This window comes from Shewanella sp. Koi 1 (assembly GCF_052907445.1).
Window position 1 is genome coordinate 2,237,567 of sequence record NZ_JBREJM010000001.1, and the last position, 22,428, is coordinate 2,259,994.

Here is a 22,428-nt window from a genome sequence, read left to right on the forward strand (position 1 = left end):
CTTTTCCCTATCGATTCAGGATTATGAGTTATTGGCTTTTAAACTGCGTGGTTATCGTTATTGTTCGAGTGCGGTGGCATCCTCAGTATGGGTCAAAAGCGTATCGCGATTTGTGTCATCATCACTGCTGTCCTGGGCATCACCCTCGTCTAAGGCTTCATTGAGCGCCTTCTCAAGTAACATCTTATCGAGTTGTTTGCTGGTATCAACACCTAGTTGCTGCATTAAATGCGCTTGACGCACTAAATTGCCTTTGCCCGATGACAATTTGTTCATGGCACTGTGATAGGTTTTTTCGGCGTTATCCAGAGCTCGGCCGAGTTTTTCCATATCATCGAGGTAGCCACAGAGTTTGTCGTAGATGCGACCCGCCTGTTTGGCAATGGTTTGGGCGTGCTGGTTTTGATACTCGTAACGCCAGATATTATTGATTGTTCTCAGGGCAACCAAGAGGTTGGTTGGACTGACCAGCATAATATTTTGCTCGAGGGCAAAGTTAACAAGGCTTGGGTCGTGCTCTAGGGCCAGTAAGAACGCGGGTTCAATCGGGATAAACATCAGCACATAATCTAAGCTTTTGAGGCCGTGTAAACGCTGATAATCCTTTTGACTCAATCCCTTAATATGATTGCGGATCGATAAAACATGTTCATTGATGGCCTGTTCACGCACCAGTGGATCTTCGCTATTAAAATAGCGCTCGTAGCTGATAAGCGACATTTTGGCATCGATAACCACATCTTTATTTTCAGGCAAATGTACGATCACATCTGGCTTAAAGCGTTTGCCGCTGTCGTCTTTAAGATCCTGCTGGGTGTGGTATTCGTGTCCTTCGCGCAGGCCGCTTTCTTGCAGCACGCGGTCTAAAATCACTTCGCCCCAGTTACCTTGCTGCTTGTTATCGCCCTTTAAGGCTTTGGTCAGGTTGATGGCATCCTGGCTCATTTTTAAGTTGAGCTCGCGCAGGTGTTCTAATTGATGTTTAAGGGCGCTGCGTTCCGACTGTTCATGGTTGTAGGATTCGCGAATTTGCTGTCTAAATCCTTCTAACTGTTGCTTTAACGGCCCGAGCACGCCTTCTAACTGGTTAGCATTTTGATGTTTAAAGCTTTCGCTGCGCTCTTCGAAAATACGATTGGCAAGGTTCTCAAACTGAGTTTGCAGGCGCACTTCGGCCATTTCTAAAGTGGCGATTTTTTCCTGCATCGCGGATTGCTGGGCATCGGCCTTGGCTTGAATGGTTTGTTGCATCGCATTGGATTTGGATAAGGCCAGCTGTAGTTCGAGTTGGCGGCGATGGCTGTCGGCAAGTTGTTGCTCTAAACTCGGCAGGCGCTCGGCCATGGCTTCGGCTTTGCCCAGTTGTTCTATCTTTTGCTCTAAGCGCTGTTGGCACTGGCGCAGTTGGCTGTCTTTATCGTCGACTAAAATTTGCTGCTGGGCGAGGGAGAGCTCGGCGTCTTCGTTTACCTGCCGCATTTCTTGCTCTAATTCGTCTTTAAACTGTTGCCAGCGAGAACGGGTGAGACGTTGATTGAGCAGGGCACCGATTAACAGTCCTAAAAAGGCCACGGCGAGTAGGCCGATGATCTGGGCGAGGGAAAAAGATTGAGAAAATGGCATCTTACTAGCACTCCTTTAGCTGTGGCGCCTAGGGTCGCATGCCCCAAAAAAGGCTTCAAGTGCTTTAATAAACAATCTGTTTAGGCTATGACTCAAATGAGCAAGACTTAGTCGCTTAAGTTGAGATACTGTGAGGGATGAAATTTTTTTGCTGTTATCTGTGTCTATATCCCTACAGCTTATCAACACAGGTAAATGTACCTGAGGTTTTTGGGCGAGCGCTGAGGGTGAGTTAAGCGTCGGTAGATAACATTTATTTTTGCAGAGGTGTCCATTGGCTAATCAATCACGTTTTACACCGGGTATTTTGAAAAAAGCGCGCTGGCATATTCAAGATAATCAAGTGACACCCGAATCGGTGTTTAAGGCGCGCCGCCATATAGTCAAAGCCATGGGCCTTGGCGCGATTGGGGCGAGTATTCCGGGTTATGTGCAGGCGGGATTATTCGATCTGTTTGGCGAACAACCCAAAACCAGCTTTATCACCACGCCATTAACCTTTGAGGCCAATGCGCGCTTTGGCCAGGACGAAGTGCTAACGCCCGTCGATAAGGTCACCACCCACAATAACTTTTATGAGTTTGGTACCAGCAAGCAGGATCCGTCTGATAACGCCCAGCAGTTTAAGGTCGACCCTTGGCAATTACGTATTGAAGGCGAAGTGGAGCGCCCGATGACGCTCGATTATCAAGATCTCACTAAGCTATTTCCGCTAGAAGAACGCATTTATCGGCTGCGCTGCGTCGAAGCTTGGTCCATGGTGATCCCTTGGGTGGGCTTTCCACTCGCCGCTTTATTGAAAAAAGTCGGGGTGACCAGTAAAGGTAAGTATGTTGCCTTTGAAACCGCCTTCGATCCCGAGCAAATGCCGGGACAAAAGAGCCGTTTAATGGGCGGCGGTATTCATTATCCCTATGTGGAAGGTTTAACCATTGCCGAGGCGATGAATGAGCTGACGCTGATGTCGGTCGGACTCTACGGTAAAACCTTGCCGCCGCAAAACGGCGCGCCAATCCGCTTAGTGGTGCCTTGGAAATACGGTTTTAAGAGCATTAAATCCATTGTCCGCATTCGGGTGATGGACAAGCAGCCGCCCACAAGTTGGAATCAACTCGCGCCCCATGAGTATGGCTTTTATGCCAATGTGAATCCTGCGGTGGACCATCCCCGTTGGTCGCAGGCGAGCGAGCGGCGCATCGGCGAGGGTGGGTTGTTCTCGGCAAAACGCATCGATACCTTGCCCTTTAATGGCTATGGTGAGTTTGTCGCCTCTTTATATGAAGGCATGGATTTAAGGCAATTTTATTAAGCGATGGCGACCGTATCCTAGGCGCAATCGATTGCGCCTAGTGAACGAGTGGCAATATCTATCTCGCGAGAGAGTTGTTAGCACCTTTAAAGGGCAAGAACAGTAGGAGTCTTATGTTCAACATCACGGCGTTAAGAGTCACGCCAAAACAGCTGCTCTGGGTCAAACTAGTCTTTCATTTGATTGGGCTTATCCCGATTGCTTGGTTGGTTTTTACTGTGCTGTCGGACCGTGCTGGCGGCGATCCCGTGCAGCATATTATCCACTTTACTGGCATTGGCGCGTTGAATGCGTTAGCGGCGACGCTGTTGATTTCGCCCCTTGCTAAGGGATTAAAGTTAGGCTGGTTAATGCAGACGCGCCGCTTGGTTGGCTTGTATGTGTTTGCCTATGCGACTTTGCATATTGTGGCGTTTTTTAGTTTAGATCTGCTGTTTGCCTGGGAGTTATTCTTCAGCGAGGTGGCGAAACGGCCTTATATTTTAGTCGGCGCACTGGCCTATGTGATAGTCACCGCGCTCGCGCTGACGTCCTTTAAAGCCTTGATGCGTAAGATGGGTCGCCGTTGGCAAACGCTACACAATGGGGTGTATGTCGTGGCGATTCTGGCGCCCATTCATTTTTATTGGTCGGTAAAATCCGAGATTATCGAACCGAGTTTGTATATCCTCGGCTTTGGTTTGTTGCTCGCGTGGCGTTTACCCATTTGGCAGAAGAAACGCAGCAGCCGTATCGCGATGGCCGCCGAGGGCAAGCGATAATCTGCAGTGTTGGCATTTATCAATGAGCAAAGAAAACGGCGTTTGCAGGGCATGCAAACGCCGATTTTATATCAGGCGGGAAGATTAAAGGCTTAACCTAAACCTTGGGTCGCCGACTTCATTTGAATAAATTCAATCTTATAACCGTCGGGATCTTCCACAAACGCGATTTCAGTGGTGCCGCCAGCAACAGGGCCGGGCGCGCGAGTGACTTTACCACCCGCAGCGGCAATGGCTTCGCAGCGGGCATAAATGTCTTCATCACCGATGGCAATATGACCAAAGGCCGTGCCGAGATCGTATTTTTCCGTACCCCAGTTGTAGGTTAACTCGATGACGGCCTGACCCGTTGATTCTTCACCGTAACCCACGAAGGCGAGGGAATATTTGTACTCTGGATTTTCGGAGGTGCGTAGCAGCTTCATGCCCAGCACTTGAGTGTAAAAAGCGATACTGCGTTCTAAGTTACCGACGCGAAGCATGGTGTGTAACAGTTGTGACATAGGATTATCTCGGTCAATGAATTACGTCGGCAGTATATCAAAATTTGCCAAAAATCATGCCGGAATGTTAATCGAATAAATGGATTGCCCAATCTTGATTTCGATAATTACGTGCGCTAGGGAAGAGGGTGTAATGTGAGCGGTATCACTTTGTCAGCCCGAGCGGTGTGAAAAGTGCACTATTATTTAGCTCTTGCTCACAAAATAACTATCTCAATATAGGCATTTTTCTCAGCCTTGATAATAATGGGTTATACCAACTAGGAGAGTGAATATGAACACCGAACTAAAAATGGCGCTAGGTACGACAGTTGTAATTGCTTTATTTTTCAGTGCATTCTTTGTATCCATATTCTGATATTGCATTCAAATCCCTTCCCATGCAGAGGCGCTTAAGTCGAATGATTTAAGCGCCTTTGTGTTATTTCTCCCATAGCGTTTATCCCGTTCTTTATTTCAATGTCATGAGCTGTCGTGCTTAGGGCCGACTAAGCGATGGCGTAATTGCTAAACACCCGCGGGGCTGGTTTTGCCTGGGTTAAATCCTGTGATATTTAGCAACAGTTGTGCAAATAGTTTGAAAAATGATTATTTTGATATTTATATATTTTGATTTTCAAACTAAACTGACGACAGAAGTCATCAATCACCACAGCGTGTTTGCTCTTGCTGCATGAATTTACGCTCACTCGTTTATGCAAGCTAGGGAAAATCGCTTAGGAAAAAATAATGAAAACAACATCTTCAACCGAGAAGCCGATGCAGAGTACCGGGCTTGGGCATTCTGTCGCGCAGTGGCAGCATTCCCATGGATTTTCTAACCAAAATACGGCGGGCGAAAAAAACACTCGCTATGTGTTGTATCTCACCGTGATTACCATGGTGGCCGAGATTGTGGCGGGGACAATTTATGGCTCTATGGCCTTGCTGGCCGATGGTTGGCATATGGGCACCCACGCCGCTGCCTTTATGATCACCCTGTTTGCCTATTCCTATGCCCGTAAGCATGCCAATGATCCGGCCTTTGCTTTTGGGACTGGAAAGGTGAGTGTGCTTGGCGGTTACACCAGCGCCATCGCCTTAGGCTTAGTGGCCTTAGTGATGTTAATTGAATCGGGCATGCGCTTGATTAATCCTGAGGATATTCACTTTAATGAAGCGATTTTTGTCGCCCTGATTGGCTTAAGCGTGAACGTATTGAGTGTGTTCCTGTTGAAAGACCACCATTCCCACGACCATGGGCATTCACACGGCCACTCGCATGGACATTCACACAGTCACTCACACGACCATGATCACGACGATGATGATCATAAAGAGCATCAAGATAATCATTGCTGCAATGGGCACGATCATCATGCTGCTGGCCATGACCATGACCATGACCATGACCATGACGACCATTCACACAGCCACGCACAGGGCCATTCCCATGGGCATTCACACGGGCACACGGGCCATGATCACAACCTGAGGGCCGCCTATTTCCACGTTTTAGCCGATGCGTTAACCTCAGTGCTCGCGATTGCGGCGCTGTTATTCGGTAAATATATGGGCTTAACTTGGCTCGATCCGATTATGGGGATTGTTGGCGCGATTATTATCAGCCGCTGGTCATGGGGTCTTATCCAACAGACCAGTCCAATTCTGTTGGACGGTGGGGTAAAAGCCTCGCTACAGCGCAAAGTGCGTGAGACCATAGAGGCGGTACCGGATCATCAAGTGGCCGATTTACATATTTGGCGCGTGAGTGCCGATCACCATGCTATTATGGTGTCCATTGTGTCTCACTCACCGAAAGAAGCCAGTTATTTTAATCAGTTACTGACTAAGTTCCCTGAGTTATCCCATATTACCATTGAGCTGCATACTTGCCGTCAACGTGAGTGTGTGGCTAAGGAAGCCTAATGACAGTTGCACACCCGCATGATGCTTTATCTGCCACGTCCGCTCATTCTACGGATCAGGCCTTGAACCATGTGATTATTGAGTTTTATGAAAAATTATCATCGTGGGAGCATGCTATTGTGCGCGATAAGGGTTTTAGCTTGTCGCAGGTACACACGATAGAGTTGTTGGGTGTGCACGGTGCGATGCGAATGAAGGAACTGGCCGACAAAATCGGTGTGACCACAGGCACGCTCACCGTACAAATCGATAAAATGGTCGAGTCCCAGTGGGTGATGCGCCGTCCCCATGAGAGTGACAGACGCTCGATTCTGGTTGAGCTCACCGAGAAAGGTCAGGCGCTGTTCCTCGAGCATGATGCACTGCATTTGCAATTAACGACCGATCTCACCGCTAAGATGAGTGCAGAGGAGCGAAGCTTACTGCTGAGTCTGCTGACGCGGATGAATCAAGAGTTTTAATGGCAGCGTTTACTCGCGATTCAGTATTGATTAAAGCGCCCCGATGGGCGCTTTTTTTGGCGGGCGTGTTGACGTTTCAGGGTTATTTTTGCAGCAATGTGGCTGGCTTTTATGCAAGGCAAAGTCCGTGCAGTGTAGTTATTCTACATAAACGGACGATAACGCGGCAGAAACGCCAGCCAAATGCTGCCCGAAGGGTTCGTCTGGCAAGCCCTTGTTCTTACTTTCTGTCATAAGAGCCGCTCGTCATTTGAGTAGACTACACTTCATTCCTCGTTTCGCGAGTACGTACTTGCCAGAGCGAACAAAATCTAATCTCGAAACGTTAACACGCTCGCATAGCATCTCGAATATTTTCGATTCATTCTCGATTAATCATCCGTGATTACAATATCTTACCTTTTGTTACATTCTTATTGTATTAAAGGTTGAACTGGAGGTCAATTAAGGTAATGTAGGGCAGAAATCAAGATGGACTCAATCTAAGGGCTCTGGTCAAGGACTCTGTTCAAGGACTATGTTTAAGGGCTCTGTTTAAAAAGGAATAACATGAATCGTAAATTACTGCCTTGGTGCATCGCAGGGGTACTCACTATGAGTGGTCAACTCCACGCCGAAGAAGACAAATACCTTTGGCTTGAAGAGGTTGAAGGCGCAAAGCCAATGGAGTGGGTTAAGGCCCAAAATGCTACTTCTGCCGCTGAAATTAAAGCCTTCAAAGGCTTCGACACCTTAGTCGCCAACAGCCTCGCTATCCTCAATGACAAAGAGCGTATTCCTTACGCCACCCATATCGACGATAAGCTGTATAACTTTTGGAAGGATGATACCCATGTGCGGGGGATTTACCGCCGCACTACGATGGAAGAATATGCCAAGGCGGATCCTAAGTGGGAAACCGTGCTCGATGTCGATGCCTTAGGCAAAACCGAAGCGGTGAACTGGGTATTCAAAGGCATTGATTGCCAGTATCCACAGAATCAGCGCTGCTTTGTGTCCTTATCCCGTGGCGGCGCCGATGCGGTCGAAGTGCGTGAATTTGATTTAACCACCAAAGACTTTGTGCCTGCGAAAGACAAACCTTTCTTCTTAAAAGAAGCGAAATCTAGCCTTAGCTGGATTAATACCGATCAGGCCTTTGTCGGTACCGATTTTGGCGATGGCCAAAGCATGACGGACTCGGGTTATCCCCGCGTGGTGAAGTTATGGCAACGTGGTACGCCGCTTGAGCAAGCGAAAACCATTTTCAGTGGCGACAAAACTTCGGTCGCGGTATCGGGTTGGGTGATGTTTGACGACAAAACCCCACTGAGCCTAGTCACCGAGGCGCATACCTTTTACACCGCCACTCAATATGTTTACCAAGACGGCAAACTCATAAAGCTGCCACTCCCACAGGATGCCGAGATTAAAGGCTATTTCCAGGGCAAGTTGTTTATTGAGCTTAAGAGTGAGTTAGCAACCCCTGCGGCGACATTCAGCCAAGGCGCAGTGGTGTACGCTAATGTGGCGGATTTGATTGCCCAAAAAGCCGCCTTTACTGAATTTGTCAGCCCAACGCCGACCGCATCAATCGCCCAGTTAACGTTCAGTAAGAGCGCGATTTTTGTTAATTGGCTCGATAACGTGAAGAGCAAACTGGTTCGCTATGAGCAAGACGCGAAAGGCGCATGGCAAAGCACGCCGGTACCCTTTGAGGCCAACGGCGCGCTTACCGTGATGGATATGGAGCGCGACAGTGATGATTTCTTTGTCAATTACACAAGCTTCCTTGAGCCATCGAGCCTGTATACAGTCAATGCTAAGGCGCTAAAACCGCAAAAAATGAAAGGTATGCCTCAGCAATTTGCGGCGGATGAATTTACCACCGAGCAGTATTTTGCGACCTCAAAGGATGGCACCAAAGTGCCGTATTTTGTGGTGATGGCAAAAGATCTTAAACTCGATGGCAGCAATCCAACACTGCTTTATGGTTATGGTGGTTTTGAAGTGTCACTGCGCCCAGCCTATTCTGCAACCATTGGTAAAAACTGGTTAGAGCAGGGCGGTGTGTATGTGCTGGCGAATATCCGTGGTGGTGGCGAGTATGGGCCTGCGTGGCATCAAGCGGCGCTTAAGCAAAATCGTCATAAGGCTTACGAGGACTTTGAAGCCATCGCCGAGGATCTCATTGCCCGTAAGATTACCTCAAGCAAGCATTTAGGTATTCAAGGTGGCAGTAATGGTGGTTTGCTGATGGGCGCCGCCTTTACCCGTCGTCCCGATCTCTACAATGCCGTGGTCTGCCAAGTGCCGTTACTCGACATGTACCGCTTCAATAAGTTACTCGCCGGCGCAAGTTGGATGGGGGAATACGGAAATCCCGATGTGCCTGAGGAATGGGCTTACATTAAAACCTATTCGCCATACCATAATCTGCACAAGGATACGCATTATCCAAAGGTGTTCTTCACCACCTCAACCCGTGATGACAGGGTTCACCCTGGGCATGCGCGTAAGATGGTGGCCAAGATGAAGGACATGGGTATCGATGTGCTTTACTATGAAAATATCGAAGGTGGGCATGCTGGGGCTGCAGATAATAACCAAGCTGCGGAACTAAATTCAATGGCGTTTGCCTACTTATTACAGCAGTTAAAATAATCGTGACCTTTTCACGCAAAAAGTGTCGCGATTAGCACCGAGCAAGTCCCTATAGGTTGGGGAGCAAAAAACGGTCGAATTCATTCAGGTTCGGCCGTTTTTTTAATCCGTATTTTAACTTGTTAATAATATTAATAATTTTATTGAGTGAGCCAAGGTCAGTTGCTAAGATGACATTCATTTTTAGGCATAAGATTACCTTAAGAAAACTAAGTTAGCTTCGGCCCACTATTTATTTGAGAGACCATTACCAGTGCTGACGAGATTTAAAACCCTAACTGTGAATCGCTTCACCTTCCTCACCGCATTATTTTACGTTTGCGTTTTTAATATCCCTCTCTTTGAAGTCATCAAAAAAGGCATTGAAAAACAACCCGATGTGGATCCGATCTTTATCGCCACTATGCCGCTGTTTTTAACCTTTGCACTGAGTTTTGTGTTTTCACTGTTTACGGTGAAGTATCTGGTAAAACCTTTTTTCATCATTCTTACGCTGCTCTCCTCGAGCGTGTTTTTTGCCGCACTCAAATACAATGTCGTCTTCGACTACGGCATGATTGAAAACACCTTTCAAACCAACAGCGCAGAAGCCTTGATGTATGTGAACTTTGCTTCCATTCTCAACATGCTGCTCACGGGGATTTTGCCCGCCTATTTAATTTATAAAGCCGATATCCAATACAAGCCATTTTTTAAAGAATTGCTGCATAAAGTCTTGTTTATGCTGGCGATGCTAGCGGGACTGGGGATTATCGCCTTCTTCTATTTTCAAGATTACGCCGCCTTTGGTCGCAATAATGATGAGATCAAGCGCTATATCGTGCCGACCTATTTTATTGGTGCAGCTTCTAAATACATTAACGTGCATTATTTGCAAACGCCGATGGAATATCAGCAACTGGGCTTAGATGCAAAAAATGTGACGACCAATGCCAACGGCAAACCTAACTTGTTAGTGCTGGTGGTGGGTGAGACTGCCCGTTCGATGAACTATCAATACTACGGTTACGATAAACCCACGAATGCTCATACTCAGGGCCAAGGCTTGATTGCCTTTAAAGATACCCATTCCTGCGGTACGGCTACAGCGGTCTCGTTGCCTTGCATGTTCTCGCGTATGGGGCGTGAGGATTACGATTCTCGCCGCGCCTATGCCCAAGACACGGCCATGGATGTACTGAATCACGGCGGGATTAAAGTGCAGTGGTTTGATAATGACTCGGGTTGTAAAGGGGTGTGCGATCAGGTTGAAAACATCACCATCGACCTTAATAGCGATCCTGAACTCTGCTCGGGCCAATATTGTTTCGATCAAGTGCTGCTCAATAAACTCGATGAAGCCTTAGCCAATGCGGAGCAGAAAGACACTGTGATTGCCCTGCATGTGATCGGCAGCCATGGGCCGACGTACTTCCTGCGTTATCCGCCAGAGCACCGTAAATTTACGCCGGATTGCCCACGCAGCGACATTCAAAACTGCAGCGCCGAAGAGCTGATGAACACCTATGACAACACGATTTTGTATACCGATTACATCATCAGTGAAGTGGTGAATAAGCTTAAACAGCAACAAGCTAAGTTTGATACTGCCATGTTCTATGTGTCGGACCACGGCGAATCTCTGGGTGAGAAAGGCATGTATCTGCATGGTGCGCCGTACAGCATCGCGCCGATTGAACAAACCAGTATTCCCATGCTGGCTTGGGTGTCTGAGGATTTCAGCCAAGACAACCATTTAAATATGGCGTGTTTGGCCAAAGAGGCCGAGAAGGGCGGCTTCTCCCACGACAATCTGTTCGACAGTCTGTTGGGATTAATGAACGTACAGACCCAAGTGTATCAGCCTAAGTTAGATATTTTTGCCCGCTGCCGCGGTTAAGTTCAGTAGGCTTGTGAATAGATGAAGGAGGATGGCGACATCCTCCTTTGTTTTTTGCGCGCCATCATAATAATCATTGTGCCCAGTATCCAAATTGAAGTAGTTGAGTTAACTTAAATGATACAAAAACATAACAACCATTGGGTGCGCGATTCATGTCTTCTTCTGCAGCAAATAAAGAGCTCGATTCGGCGGCGCAAATCCTGCGATTAGCCGTGCCACAAATGTCTGCGCTTGATATTCCCGTGACTCCCGAAAACTACACGGTTTGGTATGAGTATTTTGCCCAGTCAAACCTCGACTTAAATCGTGCCATTGATGGCTTTCTGGCAAACAAAGTGGTGTTTACTAAGGAGGTGAATACCAGCCTGTACAAGAATTTTATTCAAGAAAAATCCCCAGAAGTGATTGAGAATGTCCAAATTGAAACTCAAATATTGATCAACTCACTGATCAGTAAAATTTCTCAGTTAACCCAAGGGACGGAGGCTTTTTCTAGCACCTTGGCGGACTTTGGACTGCAATTGCAATCAACCCCCGATGTCTGCACCTTGAACCAATTAGTGGGTGGGGTGATAGATGAAATGCAAAATCTCTTAATCAACAACCAGAACATGGAGCAAAGCTTAACGGCCATGGGCCAAGAGGTGCAAAACTTAAAATCCGAGATGGAGAACCTAAGTTTAGCGGCCATGACGGATCAATTGACCTCACTGCATAACCGCCGCGCCTACGAGATTGCCATTCAAGATCATATTCACCGCGCCGAAGAGCAACAAACCCGTTGCAGCCTGTTACTCATCGATATTGACCGCTTTAAATTGTTTAACGACACCTATGGCCATCAAGTGGGGGATAAAGTGTTAGCCTATGTCGCGCTCGCCCTTAAACAATGTGTGCGGGGGGATGACTTTGTCGCCCGCTATGGCGGTGAAGAATTTGTGGTGGTGTTGCCTAACACCCATTTCCACGATGCGCTCCAAGTGGCCGAAACCTTAAGGGAGCGTATCTCTGAGCGGCGTTTAGCTATAGGCAAAGATAAAAAACTCTCACTGGGCGCGATTACTGTGTCTATCGGCCTAGCCTCGTTGCAAAAAGGGGATGATGCCGAAACCTTATTTAGCCGAGCGGATAAAGCCTTATATGAAGCCAAATCCGATGGCCGTAACTGCGTGCGCGGCTAGCAAATTGGGCAAGATAGTTTAGTGTGATGGCTTGGCAAACAGTTTCGTGAGAAGGCTTACTTATCGAGATAGTTTGGCTAGTTTTTTCAGCTGACAGGTCGCTCGAATGTAAACCGATAAGGTTGTTGATACGTGCGTGAGCTGAGGTGCAATATGAGGTGCAATAAACATATGAGCCGAGGTGCAAGTCTGTGCCATGTTGACTATTCGGCTAAGGCACTTTTGCTCTAAGGCTCTTTCGCTCAAAGACACTTTCGCTAATGACCCTGTATCAATCAATGAATAAAAATTAATCTCAACTCTTATCAATTAGTTATCAGGATCCTCCCGCAGCATTTGCATTTTGTTACCTATGTTGCCTAAATGGGCAATTGCTTTACATCGCATAGCATCCATATAATAAGCAATGCTTACTATATGGATAGCTTATGAAATCATCATCAAATACCCTAGGCGCACTCTTAAGTGATATTACCCGCATGATGCGCCGCGTATTCCAAGAAACCTACAGGCCCACGGCAGACTGCTCACTGACACTGTCTCAGGCGAGAGCCTTATTGCATATCGCGCGTAATGAAGGTCTTAAACAGATTGAACTGGCGGATCGCCTCGAGATTAAACCTATCACGGCCGCGAGATTAATTGATGTGCTGTGTGACGCAGGCTTGGTTGAACGTAGACCCGATGCCAAGGACAGACGCGCTTTTCAGTTATTTTTGACTGAAGCGGCTGCGCCCCATTTGGCCGAAATTGAACGCGCCGTAACCATAGTGTACGCCCAAGCCTTTAAAGGATTCGATGACGCCGAGTCACAAACGGTGATCCGCTTGTTGTCGCAAATTCATAAAAATTTTTCAGCCTAATCAAAGCTGATAACCCATCCCAGTGATAGAACGTGAGTGAAGTTGGAGTTGTTGTAATGAGTGACGCAAACCCTCAAGCCCCTCAAGGTAATATGCGTAAAAAACGCAGTGTGTTACTGATTGTGGTTCCCCTGTTATCTGTCTTGGCCATAGGTGCGGTTTATCTACATGGCGGCCGCTACATGGAAACCGATAACGCCTATGTGAAGGCGGATAAAGTCCCCGTGAGTGCTCAAGTGGCGGGGAATGTGGACAGCTTGTATGTGGTGGAAAACCAACGGGTTGAGAAGGGGCAAGTATTGTTTCGCCTCGACGATGCCATGTTTAAGGTGATGGTCGATAAGGCGAGCGCCAAACTGGCACAGGTCAAAACCGATTTAGCGGTACTCAAGGCGAGTTACCATGAGAAGCAAGCCGAAATTACCTTAGCTGAAACCAAATTAACCTTTGCCGAGAAAGAGCAAAAGCGCCAGGAGAATTTAATCGGTAAACACTTTGTGTCCGAATCTCAGCTTGAGGATGCAAAACAAAATACCGATATTGCGCGGCAGAATATTCAGACTCTGCAAAAAGATTTACACCGCATTGCCGAAAGCTTAGGTGGCAGCCCCGATTTTCCGATTGAACAACATCCAAGCTATTTAGAAGCTTTAGCCCAATTAAATGAAGCCAAGCTTGATTTAAGCCGCGTGGAGATTAAAGCCCCAGTATCAGGCGTCGTTAGCCAACTGCCTAAGTTGGGACAATATGTGAATGTTGGCGCCATCGCTTTAGCGCTGGTGGCCGATCATGCCCTCTGGATTGAGGCGAACTTCACCGAAACCGATTTAACCCACGTCAAACCCGGACAAAAGGTCAATATCCATATCGATACCTTTCCCGACAATCGCTGGCAAGGTACGGTCGAGAGTTTAAGTCCGGCAACGGGCGCTGAGTTCTCGCTGATCCCCGCGCAAAATGCCACGGGCAACTGGGTGAAAATCGCCCAGCGGGTTCCGGTGCGAATTGCCATTGATACTGTGTTACCCGAGGCGCCGCTGCGTGCTGGATTAAGCGCCGTGGTGGATATCGATACTGAATATCAACGCCAGTTGTTGGGTTTTAGTCTGTGAGTCAGCAAGTGATAGCAGGGCAAGACCATGCCCAATCTAAGGGCGTGAATTCGAGCGATGTTTTACACACCGATACTAAACCTAAGTCTGAGCAACACCTTGGGTTTATCACGCTTTCGGTAATGCTGGCGACCATTATGCAGGCGCTGGATACTACGATTGCCAACGTGGCCTTGCCCCATATGCAGGGCAGCATGGGGGCGACTCAGGATCAGATCTCTTGGGTGTTAACCTCCTATATTGTGGCCGCGGCGATTTTTATGCCGCTGACGGGATTTTTAACCGCCAGGCTTGGGCGTAAACGGGTATTTATGTGGGCCGTGGTTGGCTTTACGATTGCCTCCATGCTCTGCGGCGCTGCGCAAAACCTTGAGCAAATTGTGTTATTTCGCTTATTGCAAGGGGTGTTTGGTGCCAGCTTAGTACCTTTATCCCAATCGGTATTACTCGACAGTTACCCGCCAGAGCGCCATGGTTCGGCCATGGCCCTTTGGGGAGTGGGTGTGATGGTCGGGCCGATTTTGGGGCCATCCCTCGGTGGTTGGTTAACTGAGTATTACAACTGGCGCTGGGTGTTCTATATCAACCTGCCTTTTGGACTATTGGCCTGGTTTGGTCTTGCCGTCTATGTGAAAGAAACGCCGCTGGACCATAGTCGTAAGTTCGATTTACTCGGTTTTGCCATGTTGAGTCTGGCCATTGGCGCCTTGCAAATGTTGCTCGACAGGGGAGAATCCCTCGATTGGTTTTCTAGTCGCGAAATTGTTATCGAAGCCATTATTGCTGGCATGGCGTTTTATTTGTTTGTGGCCCATATCTTTACCCATAAACATCCCTTTATTGAACCCGGGCTGTTTAAGGACCGAAACTTCAGTGTGGGGCTTATCTTCATCTTTATCATTGGGATTATTCTGCTGGCGACCATGGCCTTACTGCCGCCGTTTATGCAGAACCTGTTAGGTTATCCTGTAATTGATGTGGGTTACTTGCTGGCGCCAAGGGGTGTCGGCACTATGATCGCCATGATGACTGTGGGTAAACTCGCGGGCAAAGTGGATGTTCGCTACCAAATCTTTTTAGGTTTGATGCTCACTATTTTGTCCCTATGGGAGATGACGGGTTTTAACACCAATATTACCGGCTGGGACATAGTGCGCACTGGGATTATCCAGGGCCTTGGCTTAGGGTTTATCTTTGTACCGCTCTCGACCATTACCTTTGCAACCTTAGCGGCGAAATACCGTAATGAGGGGACCGCGCTCTTTAGCCTGATGCGAAATATCGGCAGCAGCATAGGGATCTCCGTGGTGATCACCTATCTTGCCCAGCACACACAGATGAACCATGCGGTGTTTGCCGATTACATTCATCCCTTTAGTTTTGCGCTGCAACATGCTGTTGATGTTCATGCGGTAGATTTATCGACGACGCAGGGCATAGCCTTACTCAATGCCGAAGTGAATCGTCAGGCGGCTACCTTGGCCTATTTGCAGGACTTTAGGTTAATGATGTGGGTGACGTTATCCGCCGTGCCCTTAGTGTTTCTGCTTAAAGGCGTGCATAAAAAACCAAAGCTATAAAATGAGCAGTAAATCGGGGTTTAGTGGGTTCAGCTAAGCGTTAACTGCATGATAAATAAAAACGCCGCATCTTTTGAGTGCGGCGTTTTTTATTGTGTCCAGCGAAACGTAGACTGCTTCGCGCTATTGACTGCTATTGGCGTTGGGCGCCTTAAGATCCATATGCATTTTGATCAAATGTTCCTCCATATCGAAGGTGACCTTAAAGCCTAAGCTCTTGGCAAGGCTTGCCATATTACGGTTTTCAAACATGGTAAAGCCTGTCAGCACTGGAGTGTCGTTGGCTTGATAGTATTTAATCAATTTTTCGAGCAGTAATTTACCCAGCCCAATACCTTGGTGATCGCCTCGCACCGCCATGGCAAATTCGGCTTCGGTATTGTCGGGATCGATGGAGGCCCTGACCGCCCCTAAGGTAATGTCATCACCGTCCGGCCCCTTGGCGGTGGCGATAAACGCCATTTCGCGGGCGTAGTCGATTTGGGTCAGTACCGCCATTTCCTCGTGGGTCATCTTAGATCGCACGCCAAAGTAGCGTTTGTATCTATCTTCATCGGAGAGGGAATTATCGAAGGCCAAATGCTTGGGTTCATCCTCGGGCAGGATGGGGCGCAGCATAACTTTAAGGCCATTTTTAAGCTCGGCAAATTCCTCTAATTCCTTGGGATAAGGCATGATGGCAAGGCGCGAGGTGTTATCGGTATTGGCATCGTGCAGACGGATATTCACATCGAGTAGGGTGATGTTTTCCCCCGCCGCTAGCACAGGGTTAAGATCTAACGATGCTATCTCTGGGCAGTCGATGATGATGTGGGAAATTTGCGTCAGCATCACGCACAGAGCGTTCATATCCAGCCCCAGCGGTAAATGCCTGTCCTTTAACTTATGGGTCTTTAAAGCTTGGATCACCATGTAGCGGGCCAGCGCCATATTGAGTGGCGGCAAGGCGACCGCAGCATCTTGAGTCGGATCCCATTCCGAGCCACCTTCACCTAAACAGATGGCTGGGCCGAAGACGGGATCGCTTATCACGGCAACCCGAATTTCCTGCGCGCCGGCGGTCAATGCCATCTTCTGCACTATCATGCCCTCGATAATTGCGTCGGGATTGGCCTGATGCACCCGCTGGGTAATTGCATTGGCGGCATGGCGAATATCTTCTGCCGAGGTGAGGTTAAGCATGACGCCGTGGACATCGGATTTATGCAAAATATTCGGTGATTGCACCTTGAGCGCGAGGGGATAACCCGCCTCGTTAGCGATAGCGACGGCCTCATCGGCATCTTTGACAAACCAAGTGTCGATAGTATTGAGGCCATAGGCGCGTAAAATCGGGCTGGCTTCGTGGGTTTCGAGCACCGCTTTGCCCTTGGCCTGCGCCACTTGCAGCAGTTTTCGCGCCGTTTGGCTATCGGTTGGAATATTGTCGGGGATGGACTGCGGCACTTCCTGCAGCAGTTTTTGGTTACGACGATATTCCACCATATGCATAAAGGCACCGACCGCACCTTCGGGGGTGCGATAGGTGGAGATGCCACCTTTGGTAAAGCGTTTGCGGGCCTGATAGGCCGAGTCTTCACCGCTCCAATTGGTGAGGATATTTAAGCGGTTTTTCTTCGGATGCGCGTGGATCACTTTAATTAAGGCATCGGCAATTTCGACACTTTCGCCAAGGGCGGACGGCGAATGCAGCACTAAGATGGCGTCTAATTCTTCACAATCCATCAAGATATTAAGCGCGCTGGCGTAACGGCTGGCGTTGGCATCGCCGATAATATCAACGGGGTTTTGTTTCGACCAAGTATTGGGCAGCACGGCATCGAGTTTAGCTATGGTCTCTTGGGATAATTCCGCCAGTTTGCCACCGCGTAGGATCAGTTCATCGACGGCTAATACCGCAGGGCCGCCACCATTACTGATAATGCCTAATCGTTCGCCCTGCAATGGATTAGAATGGGCGAGACTTTCTACTGCGGCAAAAAGTTCAATCAAATCATTCACCCGCAGCATACCCGCGCGCCTAAAGGCGGCCTCATAGACGGCATCGTTGCCGCCAATCCCACCAGTATGTAACTTGGCGGCACGCACGCCTTCGGCGCTGCGGCCTGATTTAATCACTAATATGGGCTTATTGCGGGAAGCGGCGCGGGCGGCGGAGAGGAAATGGCGTTTTTCATTGACCGAATCGATATACAACATAATGGCGCTGGTACGGCTATCGCGGCCGAGGAAATCGAGTAACTCATCGAAGTTAATATCGGTGGCATCCCCAAGGGAGATAAAGGATGAGAAACCGATGCCTTTGTTGTTTGCCCAATCCAGCACTGTGGTACAAATGGCGGCAGATTGCGATACAAAGGCAATTTTACCGGGCAGGGCGCTGGCATGGGCCAAACTGGCATTGAGTCCTAGCGGCGGCAACAACATCCCCAAACTATTGGGGCCAAGAATGCGCATGCCATAGCGTTTAGCATGTTGCATGGCTAAGTCGAGTAGGCTGACACCTTCTTCATTGACTTCCTGTGCCATGCCGGAGGCCATGATAATCGCCACTTTACAGCCGAATTGGGCCAGAGTTTCGACGATGGCGGGCACGCGGCTGGCGCGGGTACAGATGACCGCTAAATCGGGCTTTATCGGCAAGGCTTCAATATTGGGATAGGCAAGTACCCCCATTACCGCGCGGTATTTTGGCGTCACGGGCATGATGGGGCCTGAAAATCCGCTCGAGAGCAGGTTTTTCATCAGCACATTACCGGCACGTTTCTCGCTATTGGAGGCGCCAATAATGGCTACGGATGTGGGTTTAAATAAGGAGTGTAATGTACGTTGACTCATAAATGATCCCATCCCAGTCGAAGACATCGCCAGTGTAACCTAGCCTGTGGTGGCTGCACAGCTAAGTTTATGTATCCACTAGACAAGTCTCTACATTAATCAGTCATTCGCCTGACTGCAGACCGAATGCCTGTATAGCGTAACCATTTTGCGCATGCCGTTCTGATTTTAGTGAAAAAAGTCGATTAGTTGTTTGAAAACCCCTGAATATGAAACTACTTTTTAATCACAAATCAATAATTGCGAAGTCTCTATGACATACAAGGATGGCATTGTTGCAGTGTTTGCTGCAGTAATAGGATATTTCATCGGCAGCCTAGTCAGTTTTATGCTGAGTACCTTAGTCGCCGTGATCATTATGCTTGCTTGGCAGTTTTATCGACAATCTTCAGTGTCTCAACCCATCTCCCATGCCTATGCCACATCTGGTACTCGCGCCGATTGGCAAGACCAACTGACGCTGTATCAAGAAGTGTCTGTGTCATTAAAAACCTGTGAGCAGAGTATCGATGATGTGCTGTCGGTGCAGTCGGATGCGGTCGAGCTATTGGGCGGCGCCTTTGATGGCCTAGGTAAGTTAATGCACGAGCAAAGCGAGTTTATTTCAGCCTTGGTGCATAGCACTGATGATGAAGAGATTTTCCATTCTGAGCAGATGAAGCTATTTGCCAATAACACCTCGACCACGCTGGAGCGTTTTATTCAATCGACCATTGAGATGTCAGCTTCTAATATCGATTTGCTCGAGAAAGTGAATGTGATTTATGAAGCCATGCCGCAGGCGATGAAGGCATTGAAGGATATCGACCAAATCTCTTCGCAAACCAATTTACTGGCATTGAACGCGGCAATTGAGGCCGCCCGTGCAGGGGATGCGGGTAGAGGCTTTGCGGTGGTGGCCGATGAGGTGCGTGCCCTCTCTAATCGCAGCGCTGGTTTTAGTGAAAGTATTCAAAAACAGCTCCATACAATTCAAGTACAAATTGAACAGTTAACCCATCAAGTGAGTAAAGTCGCCGCTCAGGATATGTCTTACATTATCGAGGCGAAAAAAGATCTCGATACGGCGCTAGAACAAATCATTGTAAAAGCTGAAAAAGACGCTGTGGTCATTGACCGCATCGACGCCTCCGCCCACGAATTAGAGAGCGCCATTGCCGACACGATTCGTGGCTTACAATTTAGCGATATCACCTCGCAAAGTTTAATTTATACCAATCAGAGTTTGCAGCACTTGCGTGAATCCTTAAATCGGGTCACGGCAATGTCGCCCGAAGAATTCGATGAGCAGTGTGATGGTCTAGTTTCGCAGATCAGTGGTCGGCGTACCAACACCCATAATCCAGTATCCGCAAGTCAAATCAGTTGTGGTGAGATTGAGCTTTTCTAAACAGGGAAGGTTGTGATGGCTAATATTTTTTATATCTCTTTGCCAGAACGTTTTGATTTTTATCATCATAAAAAATTCACCAGCGATTATCAAAAGGCCTTTCTCGAAGAGGACATTAAGCACTTAGTGCTGGATTTTAGCCGCGTGCTCTACATTGATAGCTCGGCACTGGGGATGATGGTACTGCTGCATCGTAAGGCGCTTGAGCGTCAGATCAGCACGGCGATTCGGGGACTGCATGGGCAAGCGGAAGAAATTATAACGATTGCCAATATGGGACGTTTGTATCTTGTTGAACGGGATGTGTAAGTGCCTAAAAGCCAACGTTATATTCTGGTCATTGATGATGACTTAGTCACAAACCAAATTATTACGGCGTTTATTCACAGTAAAGGTTGGGGGGTGATTACTTGCTGTAATCTGGAGGAAGCAAACGAAGAAATTAACCAGCAAAATATTGAGCTTATTTTATTAGACTATTATTTACCCGACGGTACCGCCCTGACGTTATTAGAAAGACTGCGATACCGAGAATCGCCCGTACCCGTAATCGTTATCAGCGCGGATAACGAATATCAAAAAATAATATCCTGCTTTAGATTAGGAGCCTTGGATTTTATTATTAAACCGATTAATTTAGAACTGTTCTGGCATAAAGTTGAAGGGTTATTAGCGCATTTTTCCTTAGAAAAACAAGTTAAGCAACAACGCTCAATATTAGAAAAAATGCTCTATCAAAAGGCCCGTGAAGAACAAATGGCAAGGCATTTATTCGAGCATCTGGTCAATATTCGCAATGTCAGTTTTGATTTCGTTAAATCCTTTACTCAAGCAAGTGCTAATTTTAGCGGCGATATTATTCTTAATACCGTTGGGCCCAACGGAAACTTTTTCTTAATTATTGCGGATTCTACCGGCCATGGATTAAGTGCGGCTGTGCCGATTTTGCGGGTAGCCAATACCTTCAGGGCCATGGTGGCGAAAGGCTTTAATCTCGTCAGTTTGATTTATGAACTTAATGCCAACGTGTATGAAGACAGCCCCGGCGATCGTTTTGTGGCGGCCGTGGTCTTAGAGATAGATTTCTTTAAAAATCAAATCAATCTATGGAATGGCGGCATGCCGGACGCATTGCTTTATCAAGATGAATTGGAAAGCGATTCGGCTTATGCCGAGCATGAGCACATACAGAAATACCGCTCTAAAAATATGGCACTAGGCATTTTGTCGCCCAGTGCGTTTATCGCGAATATTGCCTCGTTTCCCATTCCGCGGACGGGGCGGATCTGTTTACTCAGTGACGGATTAATTGAGCAACAGAGTAAAGGCGGCACATTTTTTGGCATGGACAGCGTGATTTCGTTGCTGAGTTTTTATGGTCGCGATTTAACTGAATACCTAAGAAAAAAGCTCAAAACCATTTTTGAACACGAGATCACCGATGATATTGCGGTGTGTGTACTCGATTTCGAGTTATTACATAACTGGTATCGAGAACGAGAACATAAATCGAGTCAAATTTGTATGAAAGGGGAGTTTACTTGGGCCATTAAAATGATGGGCGCCATGTTATTAAATGCCGACTATTTAAATTCACTGAATCAGTTTTTGAATATTTTTGGGTTTTCTACTACGTTTAGTCAGAGGGTATTTACTGTTGTTTCTGAGTTAGTTACTAACGCAGTTGACCATGGTGTGCTCAAGTTAGACTCTCGTCTTAAAAATGATCCTGAACGTTTTGAGTTATACCACAGCATACGTGAAAGCAGCATCGACAAGCTTAAGGCTGAAGATTGGGTCAAGGTTGAACTGGAATGGCATGCACAACTCAGTGAACTCAGGATCACTGTATCCGACAGTGGTGATGGGTATGTGCCGAAGGAGCAGGAGGAAATCGCAGATTGGTTTCAAATTTCGGGTCGTGGTCTTTTATTGGTTAAATCCCTCTCTAAGAGCTATGAGTTAGTGGCTCCAGGAAATAAAACTAAAGTCATAATGGAATGGTAAATGAGCAAAAAAATATTAATTGTTGATGACTCGGCCGCGATCAGACAGATGGTTGAGGCGACGTTAAAGTCGGCAAATTATCAAGTCGTGCTCGCAAAAGATGGTCGTGAAGCCCTGGATTTATGTGGCGGACAACGATTCGATTTTATTTTGACGGATCAAAATATGCCCCGTATGGACGGTTTGACGCTCATAAAATCCCTCAGAGCCATGACGGCGTTTATGCGTACGCCCATTGTCATGCTGACCACCGAAGCCGGTGAAGATATGAAGGCGCAAGGTCGAGCTGCTGGCGCTACGGGATGGATGGTCAAGCCCTTTGACCCGCAGAAGCTATTAGCTATCACAGCCAAAGTGCTGGGCTAAC

General features: G+C 47.7%; 17 protein-coding genes. 14 read left to right on the forward strand and 3 right to left on the reverse strand.

The window, feature by feature from the left end; translation table 11 throughout:
- Positions 1–57: 57 nt before the first annotated feature.
- Positions 58–1,623, reverse strand: coding sequence for a DNA recombination protein RmuC (gene rmuC, locus ACUZ8J_RS09890; protein ID WP_011622873.1), 1,566 nt, complete (start codon positions 1,621–1,623; stop codon positions 58–60).
- Between the two features lie 274 nt (positions 1,624–1,897).
- Here rmuC and msrP point away from each other — a divergent pair, with 274 nt between their 5' ends.
- Positions 1,898–2,932, forward strand: a complete 1,035-nt coding sequence (gene msrP, locus ACUZ8J_RS09895; RefSeq protein WP_446693725.1) for a protein-methionine-sulfoxide reductase catalytic subunit MsrP — start codon at positions 1,898–1,900, stop codon at positions 2,930–2,932.
- Between the two features lie 113 nt (positions 2,933–3,045).
- A complete protein-coding gene (gene msrQ, locus ACUZ8J_RS09900; RefSeq protein ID WP_279768644.1) occupies positions 3,046–3,693 on the forward strand; it encodes a protein-methionine-sulfoxide reductase heme-binding subunit MsrQ in 648 nt (215 codons plus the stop codon).
- Between the two features lie 92 nt (positions 3,694–3,785).
- Here the strand turns inward: msrQ and gloA are convergent, their stop codons facing one another.
- A complete protein-coding gene (gloA, locus tag ACUZ8J_RS09905; RefSeq protein WP_011626085.1) occupies positions 3,786–4,196 on the reverse strand; it encodes a lactoylglutathione lyase in 411 nt (136 codons plus the stop codon).
- A gap of 729 nt (positions 4,197–4,925) precedes the next feature.
- Here gloA and ACUZ8J_RS09910 point away from each other — a divergent pair.
- From ACUZ8J_RS09910 to ACUZ8J_RS09945, 8 genes are all read left to right on the forward strand, one after another.
- Positions 4,926–6,104: a cation diffusion facilitator family transporter gene (locus ACUZ8J_RS09910; protein ID WP_446693726.1), complete on the forward strand. Its 1,179-nt coding sequence runs from the start codon at positions 4,926–4,928 to the stop codon at positions 6,102–6,104.
- Entirely contained in the window at positions 6,104–6,565 is a 462-nt protein-coding gene (locus ACUZ8J_RS09915; protein WP_279768640.1) for a MarR family winged helix-turn-helix transcriptional regulator, read from the forward strand. The genes ACUZ8J_RS09910 and ACUZ8J_RS09915 overlap by 1 nt, the downstream gene beginning before the upstream one ends.
- Before the next feature lie 549 nt (positions 6,566–7,114).
- Positions 7,115–9,208, forward strand: a complete 2,094-nt coding sequence (locus ACUZ8J_RS09920) for a prolyl oligopeptidase family serine peptidase (RefSeq protein WP_446693727.1) — start codon at positions 7,115–7,117, stop codon at positions 9,206–9,208.
- Positions 9,209–9,461: 253 nt separating this feature from the next.
- Positions 9,462–11,087 carry a phosphoethanolamine transferase gene (locus ACUZ8J_RS09925; RefSeq protein WP_446693728.1) on the forward strand — a complete coding sequence of 542 codons (1,626 nt, stop codon included), beginning with the start codon at positions 9,462–9,464 and terminating at the stop codon, positions 11,085–11,087.
- A 155-nt stretch (positions 11,088–11,242) separates the two neighbouring features.
- Positions 11,243–12,271, forward strand: a complete 1,029-nt coding sequence (locus tag ACUZ8J_RS09930) for a GGDEF domain-containing protein (RefSeq protein ID WP_109286116.1) — start codon at positions 11,243–11,245, stop codon at positions 12,269–12,271.
- 428 nt (positions 12,272–12,699) lie between these two features.
- A complete protein-coding gene (locus tag ACUZ8J_RS09935) occupies positions 12,700–13,134 on the forward strand; it encodes a MarR family winged helix-turn-helix transcriptional regulator (RefSeq protein ID WP_446693729.1) in 435 nt (144 codons plus the stop codon).
- Positions 13,135–13,190: 56 nt separating this feature from the next.
- On the forward strand, positions 13,191–14,246 hold the full coding sequence (locus ACUZ8J_RS09940) for an HlyD family secretion protein (RefSeq protein WP_446693730.1): 1,056 nt from the start codon (positions 13,191–13,193) through the stop codon (positions 14,244–14,246).
- A complete protein-coding gene (locus tag ACUZ8J_RS09945) occupies positions 14,243–15,826 on the forward strand; it encodes a DHA2 family efflux MFS transporter permease subunit (RefSeq protein WP_446693731.1) in 1,584 nt (527 codons plus the stop codon). The genes ACUZ8J_RS09940 and ACUZ8J_RS09945 overlap by 4 nt, the downstream gene beginning before the upstream one ends.
- Positions 15,827–15,949: 123 nt before the next feature.
- Here the strand turns inward: ACUZ8J_RS09945 and ACUZ8J_RS09950 are convergent, their stop codons facing one another.
- Positions 15,950–18,664, reverse strand: coding sequence for a GNAT family N-acetyltransferase (locus ACUZ8J_RS09950; RefSeq protein WP_446693732.1), 2,715 nt, complete (start codon positions 18,662–18,664; stop codon positions 15,950–15,952).
- A gap of 253 nt (positions 18,665–18,917) precedes the next feature.
- Between ACUZ8J_RS09950 and ACUZ8J_RS09955 the strand changes: the two genes are divergently transcribed.
- Genes ACUZ8J_RS09955 through ACUZ8J_RS09970 form a run of 4 tightly spaced genes read left to right on the forward strand, consistent with a single transcriptional unit; the run spans position 18,918 to position 22,427 of the window.
- Positions 18,918–20,054, forward strand: a complete 1,137-nt coding sequence (locus ACUZ8J_RS09955; protein WP_374919166.1) for a methyl-accepting chemotaxis protein — start codon at positions 18,918–18,920, stop codon at positions 20,052–20,054.
- A 15-nt stretch (positions 20,055–20,069) separates the two neighbouring features.
- Complete coding sequence (locus ACUZ8J_RS09960) at positions 20,070–20,363, forward strand: STAS domain-containing protein (RefSeq protein WP_086904268.1); 294 nt, start codon at positions 20,070–20,072, stop codon at positions 20,361–20,363.
- Positions 20,364–22,061: a SpoIIE family protein phosphatase gene (locus ACUZ8J_RS09965; protein ID WP_446693733.1), complete on the forward strand. Its 1,698-nt coding sequence runs from the start codon at positions 20,364–20,366 to the stop codon at positions 22,059–22,061.
- Complete coding sequence (locus ACUZ8J_RS09970) at positions 22,062–22,427, forward strand: response regulator (RefSeq protein ID WP_011626096.1); 366 nt, start codon at positions 22,062–22,064, stop codon at positions 22,425–22,427. It abuts the gene before it with no gap.
- The last annotated feature ends 1 nt before the right edge of the window (position 22,428 follow it).